Raw genomic sequence first — 19245 nt, 5'->3', positions numbered from 1 at the left:
CAAAAATGCCAGAACATTTGTTCTGGCTTTTTTATATCTTCATATCTCAACGCTACGAATAAACGTTCTGAGTTACGCAGCACTCGGACGACGCGTGCGAACAAATGGCGTTCCATTTTCATCGGTAAGAACGTCAGCTTCCACATGATAAAGCTCGTGGATCAGTTCGCTAGTTAAAAGCTCTTGCGGGCTACCAAACGCTCTCAACTCACCCTGCTTTAATATCAGAAGATTATCGGCATATTGAGCTGCCAAGTTAAGATCATGCAGAACCATTAATGTGGTGTAGTTTTGCTGTTTGGTTTGTGTGACCAGATGGTTGAGCAAGACATGTTGATAGTGTAAATCCAATGCGCTGACAGGTTCATCAAGCATTAGAATTTCAGGACTACGCATCAATGCTTGTGCAAACAATATCATCTGACACTGACCACCACTCAATGTTCTCACATCTCTATTAGCAAGATGTTCTAAACCAATGCTCTGCAAAATGCCTAACGCCTCTTCCAACATTTTGGTTTCAATACGCATGCTAAGAGCATCAAGTCTACCCAGAAGAACAACTTCGATGACCGTCATATTCACATCAAGGTGAATATCTTGCGGCATATAACCAAACTTCGTACGCCAAGCACCAAGAGACTTTTTAGAAAGAACGTCTTTGCCGTACTGAATCTCGCCACTTTCGGTTTTGACATCGCCAAATAAGGTTTTCAGTAGTGTACTTTTACCAGTGCCGTTCGGGCCAAGAATAACGTTAACCTGCCCTTGTTTAAGCTTAAAACTGATATCTTTTGCTAAAACTAACTCACCTAACCGTACGTTAAGCTTCATTACTTCCAACATAGGGATTACTTCAAGCATCTTATCTTCTCCTTGCGATGATGAGCCAGAAGAAGAAAGGCACACCGATAATGGCGGTCACAATACCAATTGGGAACAGAGCGCCCGGTACAATCACTTTTGATAACACGGATGCAGTAGAAAGCAAAAATGCACCGATAAGGAAAGAAAGCGGAAGGAAGAAACGCTGATCTTCACCCACCAATATCTTGGCGATATTAGGTGAAACAATACCGATAAAACCGATGATGCCAACAAAACTGGTGACCGTTGCAGTCATCACAGCAACAATCAACAAGGTTTTTAAGCGCAGCTTGACGATGTTTACGCCAAGACTTTTTGCCCGCTCTTCGCCAAGTTTCAATGCGGTCAGTTTCCATGAGTCCTGAAGTAACAAGAACAAGCTAGCCATCACTACTGCTGCGGTAATCGCTAAGTTTGTCCACGTCGCTTTTGAAAGACTACCGAATAGCCAGAACAAGATCTGTTGGCTCAACTCAGGTGACGAAATAAACTGCACAAGAGATAACAAAGATTGGAATAGGAACAGCAGCGCGATACCAGCTAGGATCAATTGCCCTGAACCGATATGACGAACTGACGCCAGCGCAAAAAGAAAACACGCCGACAGCATACAAAAGACAAACGCGCCAATAGGTACGGCTATATTGCTATCGATACCCAAAGAACCAGTGTAAAGCATTAATGCTGCACCGAAACCCGCTGCTGCAGCCATACCTAATGTATAAGGGCTTGCCATGGAGTTATTCAGCAAGGTCTGCATTTCTGCCCCGCCCATTCCCAACGAGCCACCCACAAAAATCGCCATCAGAGCAATCGGCAAACGTAAGTTACTGACGATGACTTGCGTTGAATCATCCACTTGGAATGGTAAACCTGCCCACTGAAGCAGAGCGTAAATCACTGAGCTCGCATCAATCATTGAAGGGCCAGTCATAATATCGAGAACAAAAGAAGCGGCGAGTAAAACGCCAAAACTGGTTAATATCATTCCTCGACGCTTTTCGCTTTTTCGCTGCGCCTCAACGGCCTGCTGTAATACATCCGATAGCATCTTAACTCACCAAATTTATAGATAGTGCTTATTCTCCAAACCTTGTTTTCTATAGCTTCCAGCCTTAGATACGCCACAAGGTTCGGTTAAATTTTTACGGTCAGATGTTAACATTATGCAAATGATAATTGCTAGTATTTATAGTTTTATTCGCAAGCAAAAAAACGGCTCCAAAGTCTATTTTCATAGGTCTTTAGAGCCGTTACAGAGCTATACAGAAATTAACGTTAGAACATCACTTCAAGTGTTAGTCTCGTGTATATAACTGTTCTTGTACCGATTTGGAATTAGAGCTTAGTCACGCACTAAACATGGACGTTTAGGGTCGAATTTCCAATCTTTAATCAGATATTGCATACCGATAGAGTCATCACGCGCACCTAGGCAGTTGTCCATGTAAAGCTTGTGTGCTTCTTCCACTTTTTCCATATCCAGTTCAACACCTAGACCTGGTTTATTTGGTACTTGCACTTTACCGTCAACGATTTGGAAAGGCTCTTTAGTTAGACGTTGGTTGCCTTCTTGCCAAATCCAGTGAGTATCAATTGCAGTAATATTGCCAGGCGCCGCTGCCGCTACGTGAGTAAACATCGCAAGCGAAATATCAAAGTGGTTGTTTGAGTGTGAACCCCAAGTGTAACCAAACTCATGACACATTTGAGCAACGCGCACTGAACCTTCCATTGTCCAGAAATGAGGGTCAGCCAACGGGATATCGACTGATTGCAGGCTTAGAGAGTGACCCATTTGGCGCCAATCTGTCGCAACCATGTTCGTTGCTGTTGGTAGACCAGTACGACGTTTGAATTCCGCCAATACTTCGCGACCAGACATACCATTTTCTTCGCCACATGGATCTTCAGCGTAAGCTAACGTGTCTTTAAGCTCTAGACCAATGCGAATCGCTTCATCTAGAGACCATGCACCGTTCGGATCAAGAGTAACGCGAGCTTCAGGGAATGCTGCTTTGATTGCTTTTACAGCCAATGCTTCTTCATCTGCAGAAAGAACGCCGCCTTTCAGTTTGAAATCGTGGAAACCGTATTTCGCATGAGAAGCTTTTGCTAGATTAGCAACCGTTTCAGGCGTCATCGCTTTTTGGTGACGAACTCGATACCACTCACACTCGTCTTCATCTTGGTTTTGGTATGGCAGATCCGTTACGTCTTTATCACCGATAAAGAACAGGTAACCCAGCATTTCAACGAAATCACGTTGCTGACCGTCACCCAATAAAGACGCCACGTTAACACCAAGGTGTTTACCAAGAAGATCTAGTAATGCAGCTTCGATAGCCGTAACCACATGAATCGTGGTACGTAGGTCGAACGTTTGTTTACCACGACCACCAGAGTCACGGTCATTAAACGCTTTTGAAACTGCAGTCTTAATGTTTTTGTATTCAGCGATACCTTTGCCAACAATCAGTGGAATTGCATCTTCCAAAGTTTGACGAATTTTCTCGCCTCCCGGTACTTCACCCACACCTTGATTGCCCGACTCATCAGTAATAATAATGATGTTACGAGTGAAGAAAGGTGCGTGCGCACCGCTTAGGTTTAGCAACATACTGTCGCGACCAGCAACAGGAATAACTTTAACTTCGGTAACTTTTGGAGATGTCATGTCTTATACCTTTATGGTTAGGGCTCATGAATGAGCAATGACTCAGGTCGCCGTAGCAACCTACCATGAATTCTTAACTTACAAGCGTGTGTTTCTAATCTCTTTCACATTGCTTGTTTATGTTTAGCACTTCTTTATTCAAAAAGTGGTTTAAGCAAAAACTTATCTGTTCGTCATCACTTAAATGTTAGCGCAAACATTTATAACTTTTTGCCAAACGTAAAACTATGCTATCCGGTTAAATTTGCCTCAATGATCACAATTAAATCAGCTCACATATACCAAACCGTTACTCATATCTAATTTTAAAACTTACACCTGATGCATTTTGTTTATCGCTAACATTTTTGATGGTAATCATAGAATGCCTACATTGGTCTCAGAGCAACTGTGATAATATCTCCGGCAATTTGCTTAGAACGATAGATAAAGATGGGCTTCTTCTATCACCACTGGCTAACAGGAATTAATCTTTGAAAGCGAACAAATCCAAATCCCCTACATTAGAAGATGTCGCTCGCGTTGCAGGTCTATCAGCTATGACAGTTAGTCGAGCCTTAAACAACCCATCGGTTGTTAAAGAAGCAACACTCAACAAGGTGAAATCTGCCGTCGAAAGTACTGGCTATATTCCAAACAAAGCAGCTGGAGCTTTGGCTTCCAGCAAAAGTGGTTTAATCGGCGTCGTCGTACCGCAAATTAACAACAGCATGTTCGTGGAGACCGTCGAAGCACTTAGGGGATGTTTAGCTCAACGTGGCTATCACGTTTTGCTCAGTGTTTCAGATTACAGCGCTGCAAGCGAAGTCGACATAGTTTCGTCATTGATGTCACATCGCCCTGACGGCATTGTTTTGACAGGTGTTCACCACGATAATCGGTTGAAGAAGATCATACTTAATTCCTCAGTTCCAGTCGTAGAGATTTGGGATTCAACACCAACACCTATCGACATGCTGGTTGGTTTATCACATGACAAGATTGGTGAAGCAATTGGACACGAGATCGTAAAGAAAAAGCCCAAGCATGTTGGTCTTATTTGGGCAGAAGATTCGCGCGCGCAGAAACGCCTGCAGGAAATAATCAAAGTTTTAAAGCAAAACGAGATTAACCATACGGTCACTCAAGTTCCTAGCCCTGCCAAAATTCAATCTGGACGTACAGGAATGCAGGCATTGTTAGCATCAAAGCAACCGTTCGATGTTATCGCCTGTTCTTCAGACACCCTTGCACAAGGTTGTATCGCTGAAGCTCATAAGCAAAACATGAAGGTTCCTGACGATTTCGCAGTTATTGGATTTGGTGATTTAGATATTGCCGAATATAACGTGCCATCAATTACTACTGTTAACATTGACCGAGTTGGAATGGGCCAACGAGCTGCAAACATGCTCGCCGATAGAATTGAAGGAAATCTGCCTGAAAATCCAATCGTCAATCTAGAGTTTACTTTTAAGTACAGAGAGTCGTTTTAACGACTCTCTGTACAGCAAAATCAAAGAAGTTTTTTAGCTGTATGAACATCAATAATAAGGATATCGATATAGCCGCCAGTGAGCGCACCCTTAATTGCAGCTAACTTATCTAAACCTCCGGCTAAAGCCACCACTCTCGGGCAACGTTTGACTACTTCGAGATCCATGCCAATCACAGGGTCTTCATCCGGTCCAAGAACAGGCTTACCATTTTCATCGAAATAGTGAAGACAGATATCCCCTACTGCGCCACGTGCAGCAAGATCTTCCACCATATCGTCTTTGTAATAGTTACCCGACGATTTCAACAGGTGAGATGGCTCTAGCATACCAATGCCCACTAGAGCAAAATCCACTTCATCAAACATGTTTACTACTGAACTTACTTCATCTGTTTTAAGAAGCATTTGTTTGTAATCTACAGTTCGTTCAATACTCTGAGATGGCAGAAGGTACGCTTTACAGTTCAACATTTCTGCCAAAGAGTGAGTCAGCATCGATGCTTGAGCATTACCATTGACACCCACCCCTCCTAACAACTGGACAACGCCTTTCGCTTTAATACTTAACGGATGAGACTGCTCCACCATTTCTCGAATCGTGCCACTCCAAGCGGATACTCCAACTAATGAGTTAGCGGGTAACGAGGTTTGCATATAGTGGGCGGCTGCAGACCCAATTGCACGTTTGATATCATCGTCGCTTGCACTTTCCGTAACATCAACGATGATGGCTTGCACCAATGAGTATTTCTTTTGCAGCTCAGATTCGACGTTTAAGTAAACATTAGATGGTTGTACAACGGTAATCTTCACGATTCCTTCTTTAGTACAACGAGAAAGCGCTCTCGAAACAAAAGACTGTGAAAGATCAAGCTCTTTAGCGATATCAGACTGCTTTTTACCCTCGTTATAATAAAGTGTCGCAATTTTCACTAATAAGCGCTGTTCATCTCTCTTTAACATCCTATATCCTCTGCAATAAAGTACTCATCTAGCTAGCGCCGGCATTATATTCATTTTCGAATAAAAATTCATACTATGCTTCGTTTATACAAGAAAAAAGACCAACTTGCGATACAAGTTGGCCAAGTTTCATTAACCCCCAGCGGGTCAATTTGCCTCTAGGACAAAAAAGCTGAAATTAAAACAAAATTGAGGACTTTCAATTCGATGATTCAGCCTCAAAAGATCAGCAACATTGCTCTGGTTTATCAACTAAACTTAATGTTAAGTCACCTAGTTTATTCACTTGGAAACCATTCGCTTTGTATTCGTCGTAGTCAAATGCGTCCATCTCATCAACGGCGATTTTATGGTACTCATAAAAATCAGGCCACCACTCATGGTCATCACCAAATTTAGTACTTAAAAATGCGTCAACCGCAGCTTTACCCATCTCAGGAGCGACATACCATGCTCCTAGTGATAACACGTTAACATCATTACCTATCACACAACGACGAGCCGCAGGCACGCTTTCAACGACACCGCAACGAACTCCTGGGCATTTAGCAGCAGCAAGATGCACACCCATACCTGTACCGCAGAAAATAATGGCACGTTCAAATTCTTTCTCTGTGATCATTGAACCCGCACGTAAACCAATTCGGTGAAACATTTCTACGTTTGGATCATCAGGGTCTTTCACACCAATATCGGTTACTTCCCAGCCTTTGCTTTCCAGGTACTTAACAATGACTTCTTTCAGAGGGAAACCAGCCCAGTCAGCAGCAACTAAAATCTTTTTATCTTTAATTAACTTCATTTTTATTCTCCAAGATGTACTTCACGTAATGTAGGATTTGGGTTGATGTTTGCGTAAAGCTATTTACTAGCGACTAAACATCATCATAAATATTCTGTTGTAACCATTAGTTCGGACTGTAACGAGCTCTATCAATCGCTACTTTCCACAGTTTGTAGTTCTCTAGGACGACAGTATTTTCTGGATTAGGCTTAATAACTTGCACTTCTTTTGAAAGAGCATCTAAATCTCGATACTCAGGCCACCATTGCAACGTTCGCCCTGCCATAAATGCAGCACCTAGCGCAGAGACCTCTGTCGTTTCACTCCTAATAATTGGAACTTGCAGTAAGTCAGCTTGAAATTGCATTAGGTTTACGTTTTTAGACGGTCCACCATCTACTGACAACGCACTAAATTTCGCGCCACCAGATAGCTGCATAGCAAAGAAAAGATCCGCGACTTGATAAGCGACAGATTCAAAAGCAGCTCGGGCAATATGCGCTGGCGTAGCGGCATCCGTTAATCCCGTAATGAGCCCTCTTGCCTTAGCATCCCAATGGGGAGCGCCCAGTCCAGCCAAAGCAGGTACAAAAAACACACCGCTGCTATCTGTTACCGACCAAGCTAACTCACTGAGTTTTGTGATATCAGATATGCCCAAGATCTTTGAAATAAATTTAATCGCAGAGCCTGTATGCGTGATATTGCCTTCCATCGCCAGACTTGGTTTGCCATCATCCCAAGCTACGGTAGTGGAAACTCCATAGTCATTTTTGGGGAACTCATTGATCCTCACCATCAATGAGCTTCCTGTGCCGTAAGTTGCTTTTACCACGCCAGGATTGAAGCCCCCTTGGCCATAAAGCGCCGCGTGAGAGTCACCAGCTTGTGCAAGTACAGGAATGCCATCTTTTATCGTTGATAGGCCAACCGTCACACCTCTTTCACCTGTAGAAGCAATGACGTTAGGTAAACATTGTTGAGGTATCTGGTAGAGATCGAGCAACAATGGGTCCCAACTAAAAGTACTAATGTTAAACAACTGGTAACGTGACGCATTTGATGCGTCAGTGACAAATTGCTGACCACCTGTAAGCTTCCAAACTAACCAACTATCCACCGTGCCGACGCACAACTCACCATCGATTGCTCTTTGTGTTCCATTTTCTAAATGGTCCAAAAGCCAGCGAATTTTCGAAGCAGGAAAGAGTGGATCGATAACTGAGCCTGTTAATTTTTTAACTAACTCAGCTTCCGGCTTTTTAGCGATTTCAGCACAAATCTCCTCGGAACGACGACACTGCCAGCTCACTAGTGGCGTTAACGCCTGACCAGTACTTCTGTCCCAAATAAGAACAGACTCTCTCTGGTTACTAATTGCGATGCCAGCCAACAACTCTGCATCGAGTTGTTGCAAACAAGCTTCAATCGCTGATTGGGTCGCGTTCCAGATAGCGTCAGGGTCCTGCTCAGCCCAACCAGGGTTTGGATGAGCCAACTCTACAGGAACACTGCCTTTACTCAGAACTGCGCCCAATTTACTGACAGCAATAGCTTTCGCATTGGTTGTACCCTCATCAATAGCGAGGATAAATGGCTGAGACATGTTAGTTCTCCTTAACCATCTCAAGTGCTGTTTTACATATTCCGTTTGCATCAAAGCCGTGGTGTGCACGTAAAGATTTACGGTCTGCAGCAAGCGCATAATCGCCATCTGCGATGCCTAAACGTTTTAAACGATTGCCTGTTCCAAACTCTGCGATGACTTCTGAAACCAGCGCGCCTACCCCGCCATTAACGTTGTGTTCTTCAACTGTAATCACCGATTTGAATCCAGCGAGATTGGCCGCGATCTGGTTTACGTCACAAGGGCGAATAGAAGCTATGCACACGACTTGCGCTGAAACTCCTTGATCTTTAAGCATCGCTGCCGCATCCACAACTTCATGCATGGCTGATCCCATTCCGATAAGCAGGATATCTTTACCTTCAGACAATACGTCGATTTTTCCTGGCTCAAAGCGATAACCATCAACAAATAGTTCAGGTAGCTCTTTACCATCCATACGAATGTAAACAGGCCCCTGTTTTTCAATTGCGTAATCGATAATTTGGCGACATTGTGTTGGGGAAGCCGGAGCGTAAATTTCGATATTGCCAAAACCACGCATTACTGAAATGTCATCAATACTATGATGTGTGCTTGCCAAAGGCCCATAACTAGCACCAGAGTTCAGGCCAAACAACTTAACATTTGTGTTGTTGTAGCATACGTCCACTTTCACTTGCTCATTTGCACGAGAAATTAGAAATGGCGCAGCGTTACAAGTCACCGCAACTTTCCCCCCCAAAGCTAAGCCCGCAGCGGTTCCAACCAAAGCTTGCTCAGCGATCCCGACGTTCACTAGACGATCGGGGAATGCCTTGATAAAAGGTGCTATTTTTGCGGTAGAAGTTGAGTCAGCAACAACGGGAACAAGGTCTACACCTCTTTCTACTGCCGAGATAAAACGCTCGACCATAATGTTTGCAAAGTGTTCTGCATTACCCATGATTCAACTCCTCCAATGCCATTGTCACTTCATCACCTTTTGGCACACGGTGATGCCATTCTGGTCGCCCTTCTATAAACGAGATACCTGCACCTTTGATGGTATTGGCTATAACAACATGAGGTTTGCCCTCAGATTTTAAATTTTCGAGCGTTGAAACAACGGATTCCACATTGTTACCTTCACACTCTGTAACCTGCATTCCAAATGCACGCCATTTTTCATCTAGAGGATCAGTCCTCATAATGTCTTTCGTGAAGCCAGCAAGCTGCAACTTGTTCTTATCATTAATGATGATCAAGTTGTCCAAGCCGTAATGCGCAGCAACCAATGCCGCCTCCCAGTTACTGCCTTCAGCTAATTCACCATCTCCAGTAAGAACGTAAATTTTTCGTTTACTTCCTGACTTCTTAGCAGCAAGTGCTAAACCAACGGCAACCGGAAGACCATGACCTAACGCGCCTGTATTTAATTCCACGCCAGGGGTTTTGTGTTTCACTGGATGCCCTGGAAGTTTCGAATCTGCGTGTTGGTAACTCGATAACCAATCCGTTGGAAAATATCCAGCCTCAGCAAGACAGCAGTAGTAACCACCGGCCGCGTGCCCTTTCGACTGAATGTAAACATCTCGCTCTGGGTCATCTAGGCGATCGGGTGAACAATTTAAGATTCTAAAATATAACGATGTGACGATTTCAACTTGCGATAAGTCCGCGCCAGTATGACCACCAGCTGGGCTTTCAGAGTTCAACACCACAATTCGTTTGCGAATATCGGTGGCTTTCTTAGCAAGTTCATCAGTTGATAAACGATAAGGATTCATAACAACCTCCAATATATTCAATATTGAATATATATTCATAAGGAGCAAAAAAATAGCGTCAGTACATCAAAGTGTGAAGATTGCTAAATTTTGCGCCTTCTACACTAAACCTAGTCAACAGACTTTTGAGACGTAATTGCAGCCTTGTACTGCATCTTGCTTTGCATCTGATCGATAATGACAGCAATAATGATTACGATGCCTTTAATCACCATTTGCCAGAACTCACTTACACCCATCATAACCAAGCCATCGGCCAGAATACCGATAACGAATGCACCAATGATTGTGCCTGTTACCGTACCGCGACCACCGGCCAGAGAAGTACCACCGAGAACAACCGCAGCGATAGCATTCATTTCAAACGCTGTACCTGTTGCAGGGTGACTTGCAACAAGCTGAGAAGTTACAACAATGCCAGCTAATGCCGCACACAAGCCAGAGATGGTGTACACCCAGACTTTTACATTGTTCACTTTAACGCCTGAAAGTTCTGCCGCTCGCTCGTTATCACCAATAGCGTAGACATGACGTCCAAAAGGCAACTTCTTCGCAACGTAAGCGATGATCGCAGCGACGATGAACATCAACCAAATTGCGTAAGGAATACCAAACAGATAGCCAGCACCAATATGGTCAAATCCAGTATTGCCGAGCTGTGGATTACCTTGTAGGCCTGGGAAAGTTTCACCTCCCGATAGCAACATGGCTGCACCACGGATTACATACATAGTACCCAATGTACAAATGAAGGGAGCGACGTTGTATCGAGTAATAATCAAACCATTAAGTGCACCTATCAATCCGCCAATCACCAGAACCATAGGCACGATCACCCAAACGCTAGGAAAAATAGCAATTCCAAACATTGGTAACACGATACCTTTTGAAATCATGTAGCCAGCCACCATTCCACAGAAGCCTAACGTCGCCCCTATAGACAAATCAATGCCCGCTGTAATGATGACAAAGGTAATTCCCAACGCGAGGAAAGCGTTAATAGAGATATGCTTAACCATAATGATTAAACTGCTTGGTGCTAAAAACCCATCCACTGTGAATGAGAAGAACCCCAAGATAATAAATAACGCGATAAAAGTTCTTAACTTCAACAAGATCAAACCAATATTCGCGGAGTTAAATTGATTTTGTGGCATTGTCATGCCCTCAACTGCTTTGGCTTTCATAATTAAAATCCCTGCGCACTAGCTAGTACTAAATCTTCTTCGGTGGTTTCTCTACGAAGCACATTCGCGGTCAATTTGCCATTCGACATCACCAGTATTCGGTCAGACACTGCCATGATTTCTTTCAAGTCAGAGGTGGAAAACAACACCCCAATACCCTGCTGAGATAGCTTAACCATCATTTCGAATACATCTGCTTTAGCTCCCACATCGATGCCTCGTGTAGGCTCATCTAGCAAAAGAACCTTCGGCTCCGTTAACAGTGAGCGACCAATCACCACTTTCTGTTGGTTTCCGCCGCTCAACGCCTGAATTTCCACTTTTGGCGAAGAGACTTTTATCGACAGGCTGTCGATGGCTTCTTCCACAGCCTTCGCTTCTTCTTGCTCAGAAATCGCCATGCCTTTTAATCGCTTCCATAAACTTGAAATCGTTAAATTGCTTGCCACTGAACTAACCGGAAATATTCCAGACTGTTTACGATCTTCTGGTACTAGGCCGATACCCATTTTGACGCGATCTGGTGTCGTTGTTTTAGGACCAATGATTTTGCCATTCAGAGAGAAACGACCTGAATATCTCGCTTTGCCCACTAAACACTCAAATAGCTCTGTACGACCTGCGCCCATCAAACCATAAATGCCAACGATTTCTCCTTCACGGACATAGAAAGATACATCGTTCACCAAACTCGCTTCGGAGTCGTTAACGTATGTAATCCCTTCAGCTTCGAGGACTTTTACTCCGTACTCACGGTTTTCTGGTAAGAAATCAGCAACGGGATCACTGCCTAGCATCTGGCGAACAATCCAAGGCACGCTGATATCTTTTACCGCCGCTTCAGATTGGAATTTCCCATCTCGCAAAATCGTAATGTAAGTGCCAATTTCCATCAGCTCTTCTAATCGATGAGAGATGTAGATAATAGACACACCCTGAGCTGTTAAATCTCGTATTACGTCAAACAAGATATCGACTTCTTTCTTACTTAACGCAGAGGTGGGTTCATCGAGTATTAAGATATCGACTTTGCCTGATAACGCTTTTGCTATCTCTACCAGTTGTTTTTGACCCACTTTCAAGTTAGAGACCAATTCATTGGGATCGATATCCTGTTTGAGCCTCTTCATTAAATCAGTAGCAATCTGGCATTGAGTAGCGTTGTCTATAGGCGAAATACCTTTCTGCTTCTCTTTACCTAGGAAGATATTCTCCGCGATTGTTAGGTTATCCGAGAGATTCAGCTCTTGATGCACCATGCCAATACCATGTTCAGATGCGCCACGTGTGCTATCAAAAGCAACAGGTTTACCCTCAATATACATTTGCCCTTCGGTCTGTTGCTGAACGCCTGCTAGTATCTTCATCAAGGTGGATTTGCCCGCACCATTTTCACCGATGATGACGTTAACCGCGCCGCGATAAACATTGTAAGAAACGTTATCAAGTGCTTTGGTGCCAGGGAAAACCATAGAGATGTTTTCCGCTCTCATGATGATGTCTTTAGTATTCGGTTCCATAGCCGCTACCTCTTTACGATTTCTAGAGGAATGACTTCAGTAACATCTGTATCTTTGTAAGTTACTGCGGCCAACACATCGACTTGACTACCCGTCCATGAACTGTCTGGACGAGGGAAATTTTCCATTGCTTTTTTGTTTAACTCTTTTGATAAACGAGCAAACTGTACCTGATTCTTGAAATCGTCGAAGTTAATAAAACTAGCCGCGTCACGGATAGAATTTCCACGGATTATCGGACCAATTTGAAGTAGAAATTCTTTGCTACCCGTTTCTACTGTCATAGTCGCAGCCTTCTTACTGTCATCGACAGCACCAACAACACCACTTATTCTAACGAACGCGCTGTTTCGTCCGTCGTCATTTCGCTGCTCTATAGACTTGGAAACGGAATTTGCTTCGTTAAGAATGTCTCCCCAAAACTTTTCAGCAAGCGCTTCCGCCGTCAGGTTTTTAAGAGAAGCCGCTTCTTCAGCTGTCATAGGAATGATTGGCTTACCATTTTGATCCAGCTTTACTACGTCACACCCAAGAAGGGCTACACAGATCAAAGGTATCAGCGACCATTTTGTAAAATTCATTACACTCATGTTTCTCTATCCTTTAAACACCATTGGATATAGCTGAATGAAGGTGAGCTGGAGCGAACCTCAGCTCACCTTAATGGTTTATTTCATTGCAAAAGTGTCGAGTTTCTTAGCGTTAGAATCGTCAATCAAAATACAATCCATCAATTGCTTTTCATCCATACCGGTTGAACCAGTTTTGATGTACTTATCGGCTTGAACCATAGCCATTTGTGCTTGGTCCCAAGCTGGCTGTAGCACAGTTGCTTTGATATTTGCGCCTGCAATGATTGAATCGCGAACATAGTCACTTCCATCGAAACCAACCACAATTACATCCGTACGACCAGCTGCTTTAAGAGCCGCTTCTGCACCTAGAGCCATAGTGTCATTACCTGAAATAACACCTTTAATATCTGGGTTTGCTTGAAGAATGGATTCCATACGAGTGAACGCTTCTGGTTGACTCCAGTTTGCTGTTTGCTGAGCCACCATCTTCATGTCCGTATAGTCATCAATAACGTCATGATAACCTTGTGAGCGTACATGTGCGTTGGTGTCAGATTCACGACCGAGCAGTTCGACGTACTTGCCTTCACCACCCATCAATTCAACAAATTTCTCAGCGCCGAGCTGTGCACCTTGGTAGTTGTTGGAAACGATCTGAGAGATGGCTACGCCAGTTTTATTGATTTCTCGGTCAATTAAGAAAGCCGGAACACCTGCTTTCTTCGCTTTTTCTAACGCACCGATAGTTACGTCAGAACCTGCATTGTCGAGAATGATAGCTTTTGCTTTACGAGCAATCGCCGTTGAAATTAGCTGATCCTGCTTGTTTGCATCATCGTCATGAGACGCAACCAATGTTGTATAACCTAACTCTTCTGCTTTCGCCTGCGCACCCATAGCCTCCGCTTTGAAGAAAGGGTTGTCATGGGAAGGGGTAATAATCGCTATTAGTCCATTGTCAGCCATAGCAAAGCCTGAAAATGCTGTTGCCATCGCTAATGCGCTGATAGTTAGTATTTTATTTTTCATTATAATCACCTTATGAATATATATTCACTTCACGTTATTTATTCATAATCAGCTTAGTGACTCCTCAAAAATCTGTCTAGATCATGTTGAACAAAACCTGAGCATTGTCACAATGATCGGGCATTATTTACACATTCGAAAAAGTCCATGCGCTAAAGATCACATTCACATTTCAGTTGAAATGTGCCTTTAGATTTATTTATCCACCAACACCTTTCAATATCTATAACATTGATAATTAATGTTTTTATTTCATAAATTGAGATTGTAACGACAGGAAAATACGGAATGATATTTAAGTAGTTAAATGCTAGAATGTGCACTGGAATATATATGCGTAATTAAATTTAAATTCAGGACTGCGTCATGGCTCTAAGTAAAATAGAAGACATCATTGAAGATATCCGTCTGGGTAAAATGGTTATCCTAATGGATGATGAGGATAGAGAGAATGAAGGTGATATTTTAATCGCTGCCGAAAAAATCACTCCTGAGATCATCAATTTCATGGTCACACAAGGAAGAGGACTTCTTTGCCTGACAATAACGGAGCAGCGAGCGAAACAACTAAACTTGCCTGTTATGGTACGTAAGAACACCGAGCAATTCGGCACGAACTTTACCGTATCAATCGAAGCAGCAACTGGAATCTCGACAGGCATTTCAGCTCAAGACCGTGCACACACGATCAAACTAGCAACGAATCTAGACGCTAAAGCCTCTGACCTAGTATCTCCTGGTCATGTATTCCCCATTATTGCTAAGCCTGGTGGCGTACTCATACGTGCTGGTCACACGGAAGCAGGGTGCGATTTAGCAAAATTGGCAGGATTTGAGCCTTCCTGTGCAATTATCGAAATTCTTAATCCTGATGGCACTATGGCTCGCAGACCACAACTTGAGGAATTTGCTGCAGAACACGACATTAAGTTAGGCACGATCGCCGACTTAATTAAATACAGACTTCAAACAGAAAGCGTAATTGAATGTTTACTAGAACAAGAGCTTTTAACCAGGCAAGGGGCATTTACTCTTACTACTTATAAAGACACTATCAACAACCAACTCCATTACGCGTTAGCCAGCAAGAACTTGAACATCAATGATGAACAATGCTCTCCCCTTGTGAGAGTTCATGCTTTGAACTACCCGCTTGACCTGTTCAATGTTGACTCTAGCAAATGGAATATCCAAGATGCGATGGAGCAAATTCAATCGAGTCCAACTGGTGGCGTGTTAGTTGTTATTGGTAAACCATTATCAAACGATTCAATCATTGCTCATTTGACTAACGATTTATCTAAATGTCCAACCAATAATGCCAGCAGTGAAATTGGTATCGGTTCGCAAATTCTGCAACATTTAGGTATTCACAAAATGCGTTTATTGACCTCTACAGAAGTTAAGTACGGCGCACTCTCTGGATTTGACTTAACAATCGAAGACAGTGTTCAGAAAGAACCTAAGTAATTTATCTACAGATACGAAAACGCTCCTTTAACGGAGCGTTTTTTGTATCAAATTACTTATCGATGATAGTTGTGACTATTTGACGCCTACGGCCAAACCAACGCTTACCAAATACGTTAATCACTAACCCGACAGCAATAACGACCACACCAATAATTTGGTACAGGCTGAGGCTTTCGCCAAGTAGAATCCAAGCGCTTAGCAAACCAAATACAGGTACTAACAATGAAAGCGGTGCAACCATCGACGTTTCATAACGGCTAAGTAAATAACTCCACCCGCCATACCCTAAAATGGTGGCAAGCAGTGATAAATAAGCGATCGAAAAGACGTTATGCCATTTGATATTCACCAGTGATTCAACAATAAGCTCTGGTCCTTCAATCAAATATGACGAAATGAAGAACGAAACCATAGGTACTAGAGCACTCCAAACGATCAGTGACATCGTGGGTACTGGATATGTTTGCATGATGACTTTATTAACGATATTACCTAGTGCCCAGAAAGCAGCTGCACCGATAATCAATACCAGTGTAAATAGAGTAAGTGACGTTGAATCGTGTCCTTGTGCGGCAGCAAGTAGATAGATACCCACAGCAGCAACGGTAACTGCAATCATATTGTGAATTCTGACTTTTTCTTTTAGAAGTAAAACGCCAAAAGCCAAAGTAATGAACGCTTGAGCTTGTAAAAGTAATGATGCCAGCCCTGCTGCCATACCCACTTTTAACGCCCAAAACAGCAAAGAAAACTGCAAGAAGTTGATGGTTAAACCATAAGCCACCAGCCATTTCAACGGAACTTGAGGTCGCTTAATAAAGAAAATGGCGGGAAAAACCACAAAAGCAAAGCGCAAACCAGCCAATAGCATCGGAGGCATACCTTGCAAACCAACTTTAATTACTACGAAATTAACGCCCCACACCAATACGATAGCGAGAGCCAAAAACCTGTCTCGAAACGACATCCATTATCCTTACAACAATACCCAACGCGTCCCTGATACATCTTATCGATATGTCTACCTATCGATTTCAGTACATTTAGGTAAAGAAGATTTAACCGAAGTGAAACAGCAGATTGCCTCAAAATGTGATCTATGACAAGCAACAATCTGTCCAACTTTTATTCAGTCATGCACACCCAAGCTGCACCTTCACCACAAACAGCGCTCGATACTTTTTTTAAAGCGCCTGAACTCGGATTAATCGAATAGGCAGACAGCTCCTGAGAGAGCTCTCCACTGACTAGCATATATTGGTCATCATTGATGAGCATGAAGCTGCGCGGTTGGCGCTCCACCTGTTGATAGCGAAGAGATTGGGGAACAGGGTTTCCATCGGCTATTTCAAAACATGCAATAACACTCAATGTACGCTCTGAGACATATAAGAAATGACCGTTTTTCGCAATATGGATATCCGCTGTCCATACACGATCAACATCATTTTCGACTCTTTTTGAAGGTGGTAAACCTTTTTCTAAACCCAATTCACTTAATGGAAGAACTGGCGTTTCAGCGATAAAGGTTAAAGAACCGTTAGTGCTATCAAACTCAAAGGTTGTAATCGTTGCGCTCATTTCAGTTAGCACATAGAGAAATAATCCACATGGAGAAAACACGAAGTGGCGAGGGCCAGAATCTTTGGAAAAGTGATAACTAAAAACTGGCAAATCGACTGAACCTTCTTTATTTGGCCTCGGATAAACGTGTAGCTGATCTTGTCCAAATGCAGTGGCTATCATCCATCTATTGTCTCGACTAAAACGGAACATATGGCAAGGGCCTTGATGCTGAATCTCTGTAGATTCGTCAGTCAGTAAACCTAAATCATCGAGAGCTTTTACCGCGACTCTATGCTGATTAAACGATGCAGCGAGAAGCCACTGGTTATTGTTGTCTATGCTCAAGGTGACGATGCTTTCGTCCACTAAGGTTTCTCGTTTGATGGAAAGATCGCCCGTTAACGAATTAACTTTCATTTGTACAATTCGAAATGGCTCGCTTCGAACAGCGGCAAATAGGTAATTTTGACAAGGGCTTATTGTCATCGGCATTACCATATATCCCACCTCGGTTTCACCCAAAAACTTGAGTTCTCCTTGTTGGAAACTGTAACGTGAAATTGTCCCTGATAATGCGTTAGACAAATAAACAAACTGTGTCATTATTAGCCTTAATTAAGCGTTAAATAATAATAAGATAAGTCCGAACAACTTTACTGAAATGAGTAATTCCGAGCGGGCTAACACTATATCCCAGTTGAAACTATATCCTAGTTAAAATGGCGGGATAAAGTTGAAATTTGCTGATCTCTTGATCGGCAACATTGCACCAAAGCACTTGTGAGCACAATATAACCGTATGATTTTCTGTATAAACTAATCATTAGGATTGACTCTATGAATCACACTCAAGAACAGTCATGGGTTGATGTGTTAAAAGGACACTCAAACCAGCATCCCGTTATGGCGGGTGGATTGATTGTCTCTTTGCTCTTAATTGCCTTCTTCCTTTTTCACGCATTAACTGGCGAAAGACAGCTCAACGGACAATACGCGCTCGTTGGTGGTGGTATTGCATTTCTGGCGACGGCTGTGGGCACTCTGCCCGCTCTGTTTATTCGTGATATTCCGCAAAAGCTATCAGACTGCATGCTTGGCTTTGCGGCGGGTATGATGCTTGCGGCTTCTGCTTTTTCACTTTTATTACCAGGTATCGAAGCTGGTACAGAATTTTTTGATAGCGGATTTCTTGGCGGCATCATCGTAATTCTCGGCATGATCATCGGCGTCGCTTTAATGCTGGGTCTAGATGCCTTCACTCCTCATGAACACTTAGAGACTGGTCCTTGTGGGCCTGGCCACGACAGATGTAGTCGAGCTTGGCTATTTGTCTTTGCCATTGCCTTGCACAACTTCCCTGAAGGAATGGCGATTGGTGTCGGTTACGCACAAGGGGATTTATCTGTAGGCGTTCCACTGACTTCAGCCATCGCACTTCAAGACATTCCTGAAGGTTTGGCTGTTGCCCTGACACTAAGAGCTGCAGGCTTTAACGCAAAACTGTCTGTTTTAGTGGCAGCGTTAACTGGCGTTTTAGAGCCGATTGGTGCTCTACTTGGCGTAAGTTTGGCAGGTGGATTAATCATCGCGTACCCAATCGGGCTAGGTCTTGCTGGCGGAGCAATGCTGTTTGTGGTTTCACATGAAGTTATTCCTGATACTCATAGAAACGGACATCAAACACTCGCTACCATAGGTTTAATGATTGGTTTTGCCTTGATGATGGTATTAGATACCACACTAGGCTAAACA

Annotated in this window: 17 protein-coding genes; 3 read left to right on the top strand and 14 right to left on the bottom strand. The window is 43.2% G+C overall.

Annotation, left to right across the window (positions count from 1 at the left end):
- Positions 1-72: 72 nt before the first annotated feature.
- The 3 genes from ACOSVQ_RS19650 to ACOSVQ_RS19640 form a co-directional block, all read right to left on the bottom strand.
- Positions 73-864, bottom strand: coding sequence for an ABC transporter ATP-binding protein (locus ACOSVQ_RS19650; RefSeq protein ID WP_491984129.1), 792 nt, complete (start codon positions 862-864; stop codon positions 73-75).
- 1 nt (position 865) lies between these two features.
- Entirely contained in the window at positions 866-1918 is a 1053-nt protein-coding gene (locus ACOSVQ_RS19645; RefSeq protein WP_165314090.1) for a FecCD family ABC transporter permease, read from the bottom strand.
- Between the two features lie 294 nt (positions 1919-2212).
- A complete protein-coding gene (locus ACOSVQ_RS19640) occupies positions 2213-3544 on the bottom strand; it encodes an enolase C-terminal domain-like protein (protein WP_491984128.1) in 1332 nt (443 codons plus the stop codon).
- 473 nt (positions 3545-4017) lie between these two features.
- Between ACOSVQ_RS19640 and ACOSVQ_RS19635 the strand changes: the two genes are divergently transcribed.
- Complete coding sequence (locus ACOSVQ_RS19635; RefSeq protein WP_491984127.1) at positions 4018-5019, top strand: LacI family DNA-binding transcriptional regulator; 1002 nt, start codon at positions 4018-4020, stop codon at positions 5017-5019.
- A 20-nt stretch (positions 5020-5039) separates the two neighbouring features.
- On the opposite strand, the gene ACOSVQ_RS19630 is transcribed toward ACOSVQ_RS19635, so the two are convergent.
- From ACOSVQ_RS19630 to ACOSVQ_RS19590, 9 genes are all read right to left on the bottom strand, one after another.
- Positions 5040-5984 (bottom strand): sugar-binding transcriptional regulator, encoded by a 945-nt coding sequence (locus tag ACOSVQ_RS19630; protein ID WP_102955510.1) that lies wholly within the window; start codon positions 5982-5984, stop codon positions 5040-5042.
- Between the two features lie 226 nt (positions 5985-6210).
- Positions 6211-6786 carry an RpiB/LacA/LacB family sugar-phosphate isomerase gene (locus ACOSVQ_RS19625; RefSeq protein WP_102955509.1) on the bottom strand — a complete coding sequence of 192 codons (576 nt, stop codon included), beginning with the start codon at positions 6784-6786 and terminating at the stop codon, positions 6211-6213.
- A 106-nt stretch (positions 6787-6892) separates the two neighbouring features.
- Positions 6893-8374, bottom strand: a complete 1482-nt coding sequence (locus ACOSVQ_RS19620; protein WP_491984126.1) for an FGGY family carbohydrate kinase — start codon at positions 8372-8374, stop codon at positions 6893-6895.
- A gap of 1 nt (position 8375) precedes the next feature.
- Positions 8376-9320, bottom strand: a complete 945-nt coding sequence (locus tag ACOSVQ_RS19615) for a transketolase family protein (protein ID WP_491984125.1) — start codon at positions 9318-9320, stop codon at positions 8376-8378.
- On the bottom strand, positions 9313-10143 hold the full coding sequence (locus ACOSVQ_RS19610) for a transketolase (protein WP_491984124.1): 831 nt from the start codon (positions 10141-10143) through the stop codon (positions 9313-9315). The genes ACOSVQ_RS19615 and ACOSVQ_RS19610 overlap by 8 nt, the downstream gene beginning before the upstream one ends.
- A 110-nt stretch (positions 10144-10253) precedes the next feature.
- Complete coding sequence (locus ACOSVQ_RS19605) at positions 10254-11330, bottom strand: ABC transporter permease (RefSeq protein ID WP_102955505.1); 1077 nt, start codon at positions 11328-11330, stop codon at positions 10254-10256.
- 2 nt (positions 11331-11332) lie between these two features.
- Positions 11333-12850, bottom strand: coding sequence for a sugar ABC transporter ATP-binding protein (locus ACOSVQ_RS19600; protein WP_491984123.1), 1518 nt, complete (start codon positions 12848-12850; stop codon positions 11333-11335).
- Between the two features lie 5 nt (positions 12851-12855).
- Entirely contained in the window at positions 12856-13440 is a 585-nt protein-coding gene (locus ACOSVQ_RS19595; RefSeq protein ID WP_491984122.1) for a DUF2291 family protein, read from the bottom strand.
- A 78-nt stretch (positions 13441-13518) separates the two neighbouring features.
- A complete protein-coding gene (locus tag ACOSVQ_RS19590) occupies positions 13519-14454 on the bottom strand; it encodes a D-ribose ABC transporter substrate-binding protein (protein WP_102955502.1) in 936 nt (311 codons plus the stop codon).
- A 366-nt stretch (positions 14455-14820) separates the two neighbouring features.
- Here ACOSVQ_RS19590 and ribB point away from each other — a divergent pair, with 366 nt between their 5' ends.
- A complete protein-coding gene (ribB, locus tag ACOSVQ_RS19585; protein ID WP_491984121.1) occupies positions 14821-15924 on the top strand; it encodes a 3,4-dihydroxy-2-butanone-4-phosphate synthase in 1104 nt (367 codons plus the stop codon).
- A 52-nt stretch (positions 15925-15976) separates the two neighbouring features.
- Here the strand turns inward: ribB and ACOSVQ_RS19580 are convergent, their stop codons facing one another.
- Both ACOSVQ_RS19580 and ACOSVQ_RS19575 read right to left on the bottom strand, forming a co-directional pair.
- Positions 15977-16894, bottom strand: coding sequence for an EamA family transporter (locus ACOSVQ_RS19580; protein ID WP_491984120.1), 918 nt, complete (start codon positions 16892-16894; stop codon positions 15977-15979).
- Between the two features lie 158 nt (positions 16895-17052).
- Entirely contained in the window at positions 17053-18096 is a 1044-nt protein-coding gene (locus ACOSVQ_RS19575; RefSeq protein WP_491984119.1) for a lactonase family protein, read from the bottom strand.
- Positions 18097-18330: 234 nt separating this feature from the next.
- Between ACOSVQ_RS19575 and ACOSVQ_RS19570 the strand changes: the two genes are divergently transcribed.
- Positions 18331-19242, top strand: a complete 912-nt coding sequence (locus tag ACOSVQ_RS19570; RefSeq protein WP_491984118.1) for a ZIP family metal transporter — start codon at positions 18331-18333, stop codon at positions 19240-19242.
- Positions 19243-19245: the final 3 nt, after the last annotated feature.

Source organism: Vibrio sp. HM8-C, assembly GCF_058630515.1.
This window is presented reverse-complemented; position numbering and strand designations above follow the sequence as displayed.

Coding starts and splice junctions, on each gene's coding strand:
- ACOSVQ_RS19640 (WP_491984128.1), bottom strand. CDS start 3,544: ATGACATCTCCAAAAGTTACCGAAGTTAAAGTTATTCCTGTTGCTGGT.
- ACOSVQ_RS19650 (WP_491984129.1), bottom strand. CDS start 864: ATGCTTGAAGTAATCCCTATGTTGGAAGTAATGAAGCTTAACGTACGG.
- ACOSVQ_RS19605 (WP_102955505.1), bottom strand. CDS start 11,330: ATGAAAGCCAAAGCAGTTGAGGGCATGACAATGCCACAAAATCAATTT.
- ribB (WP_491984121.1), top strand. CDS start 14,821: ATGGCTCTAAGTAAAATAGAAGACATCATTGAAGATATCCGTCTGGGT.
- ACOSVQ_RS19600 (WP_491984123.1), bottom strand. CDS start 12,850: ATGGAACCGAATACTAAAGACATCATCATGAGAGCGGAAAACATCTCT.
- ACOSVQ_RS19610 (WP_491984124.1), bottom strand. CDS start 10,143: ATGAATCCTTATCGTTTATCAACTGATGAACTTGCTAAGAAAGCCACC.
- ACOSVQ_RS19625 (WP_102955509.1), bottom strand. CDS start 6,786: ATGAAGTTAATTAAAGATAAAAAGATTTTAGTTGCTGCTGACTGGGCT.
- ACOSVQ_RS19645 (WP_165314090.1), bottom strand. CDS start 1,918: ATGCTATCGGATGTATTACAGCAGGCCGTTGAGGCGCAGCGAAAAAGC.
- ACOSVQ_RS19580 (WP_491984120.1), bottom strand. CDS start 16,894: ATGTCGTTTCGAGACAGGTTTTTGGCTCTCGCTATCGTATTGGTGTGG.
- ACOSVQ_RS19590 (WP_102955502.1), bottom strand. CDS start 14,454: ATGAAAAATAAAATACTAACTATCAGCGCATTAGCGATGGCAACAGCA.
- ACOSVQ_RS19630 (WP_102955510.1), bottom strand. CDS start 5,984: ATGTTAAAGAGAGATGAACAGCGCTTATTAGTGAAAATTGCGACACTT.
- ACOSVQ_RS19595 (WP_491984122.1), bottom strand. CDS start 13,440: ATGAGTGTAATGAATTTTACAAAATGGTCGCTGATACCTTTGATCTGT.
- ACOSVQ_RS19575 (WP_491984119.1), bottom strand. CDS start 18,096: ATGACACAGTTTGTTTATTTGTCTAACGCATTATCAGGGACAATTTCA.
- ACOSVQ_RS19615 (WP_491984125.1), bottom strand. CDS start 9,320: ATGGGTAATGCAGAACACTTTGCAAACATTATGGTCGAGCGTTTTATC.
- ACOSVQ_RS19620 (WP_491984126.1), bottom strand. CDS start 8,374: ATGTCTCAGCCATTTATCCTCGCTATTGATGAGGGTACAACCAATGCG.
- ACOSVQ_RS19570 (WP_491984118.1), top strand. CDS start 18,331: ATGAATCACACTCAAGAACAGTCATGGGTTGATGTGTTAAAAGGACAC.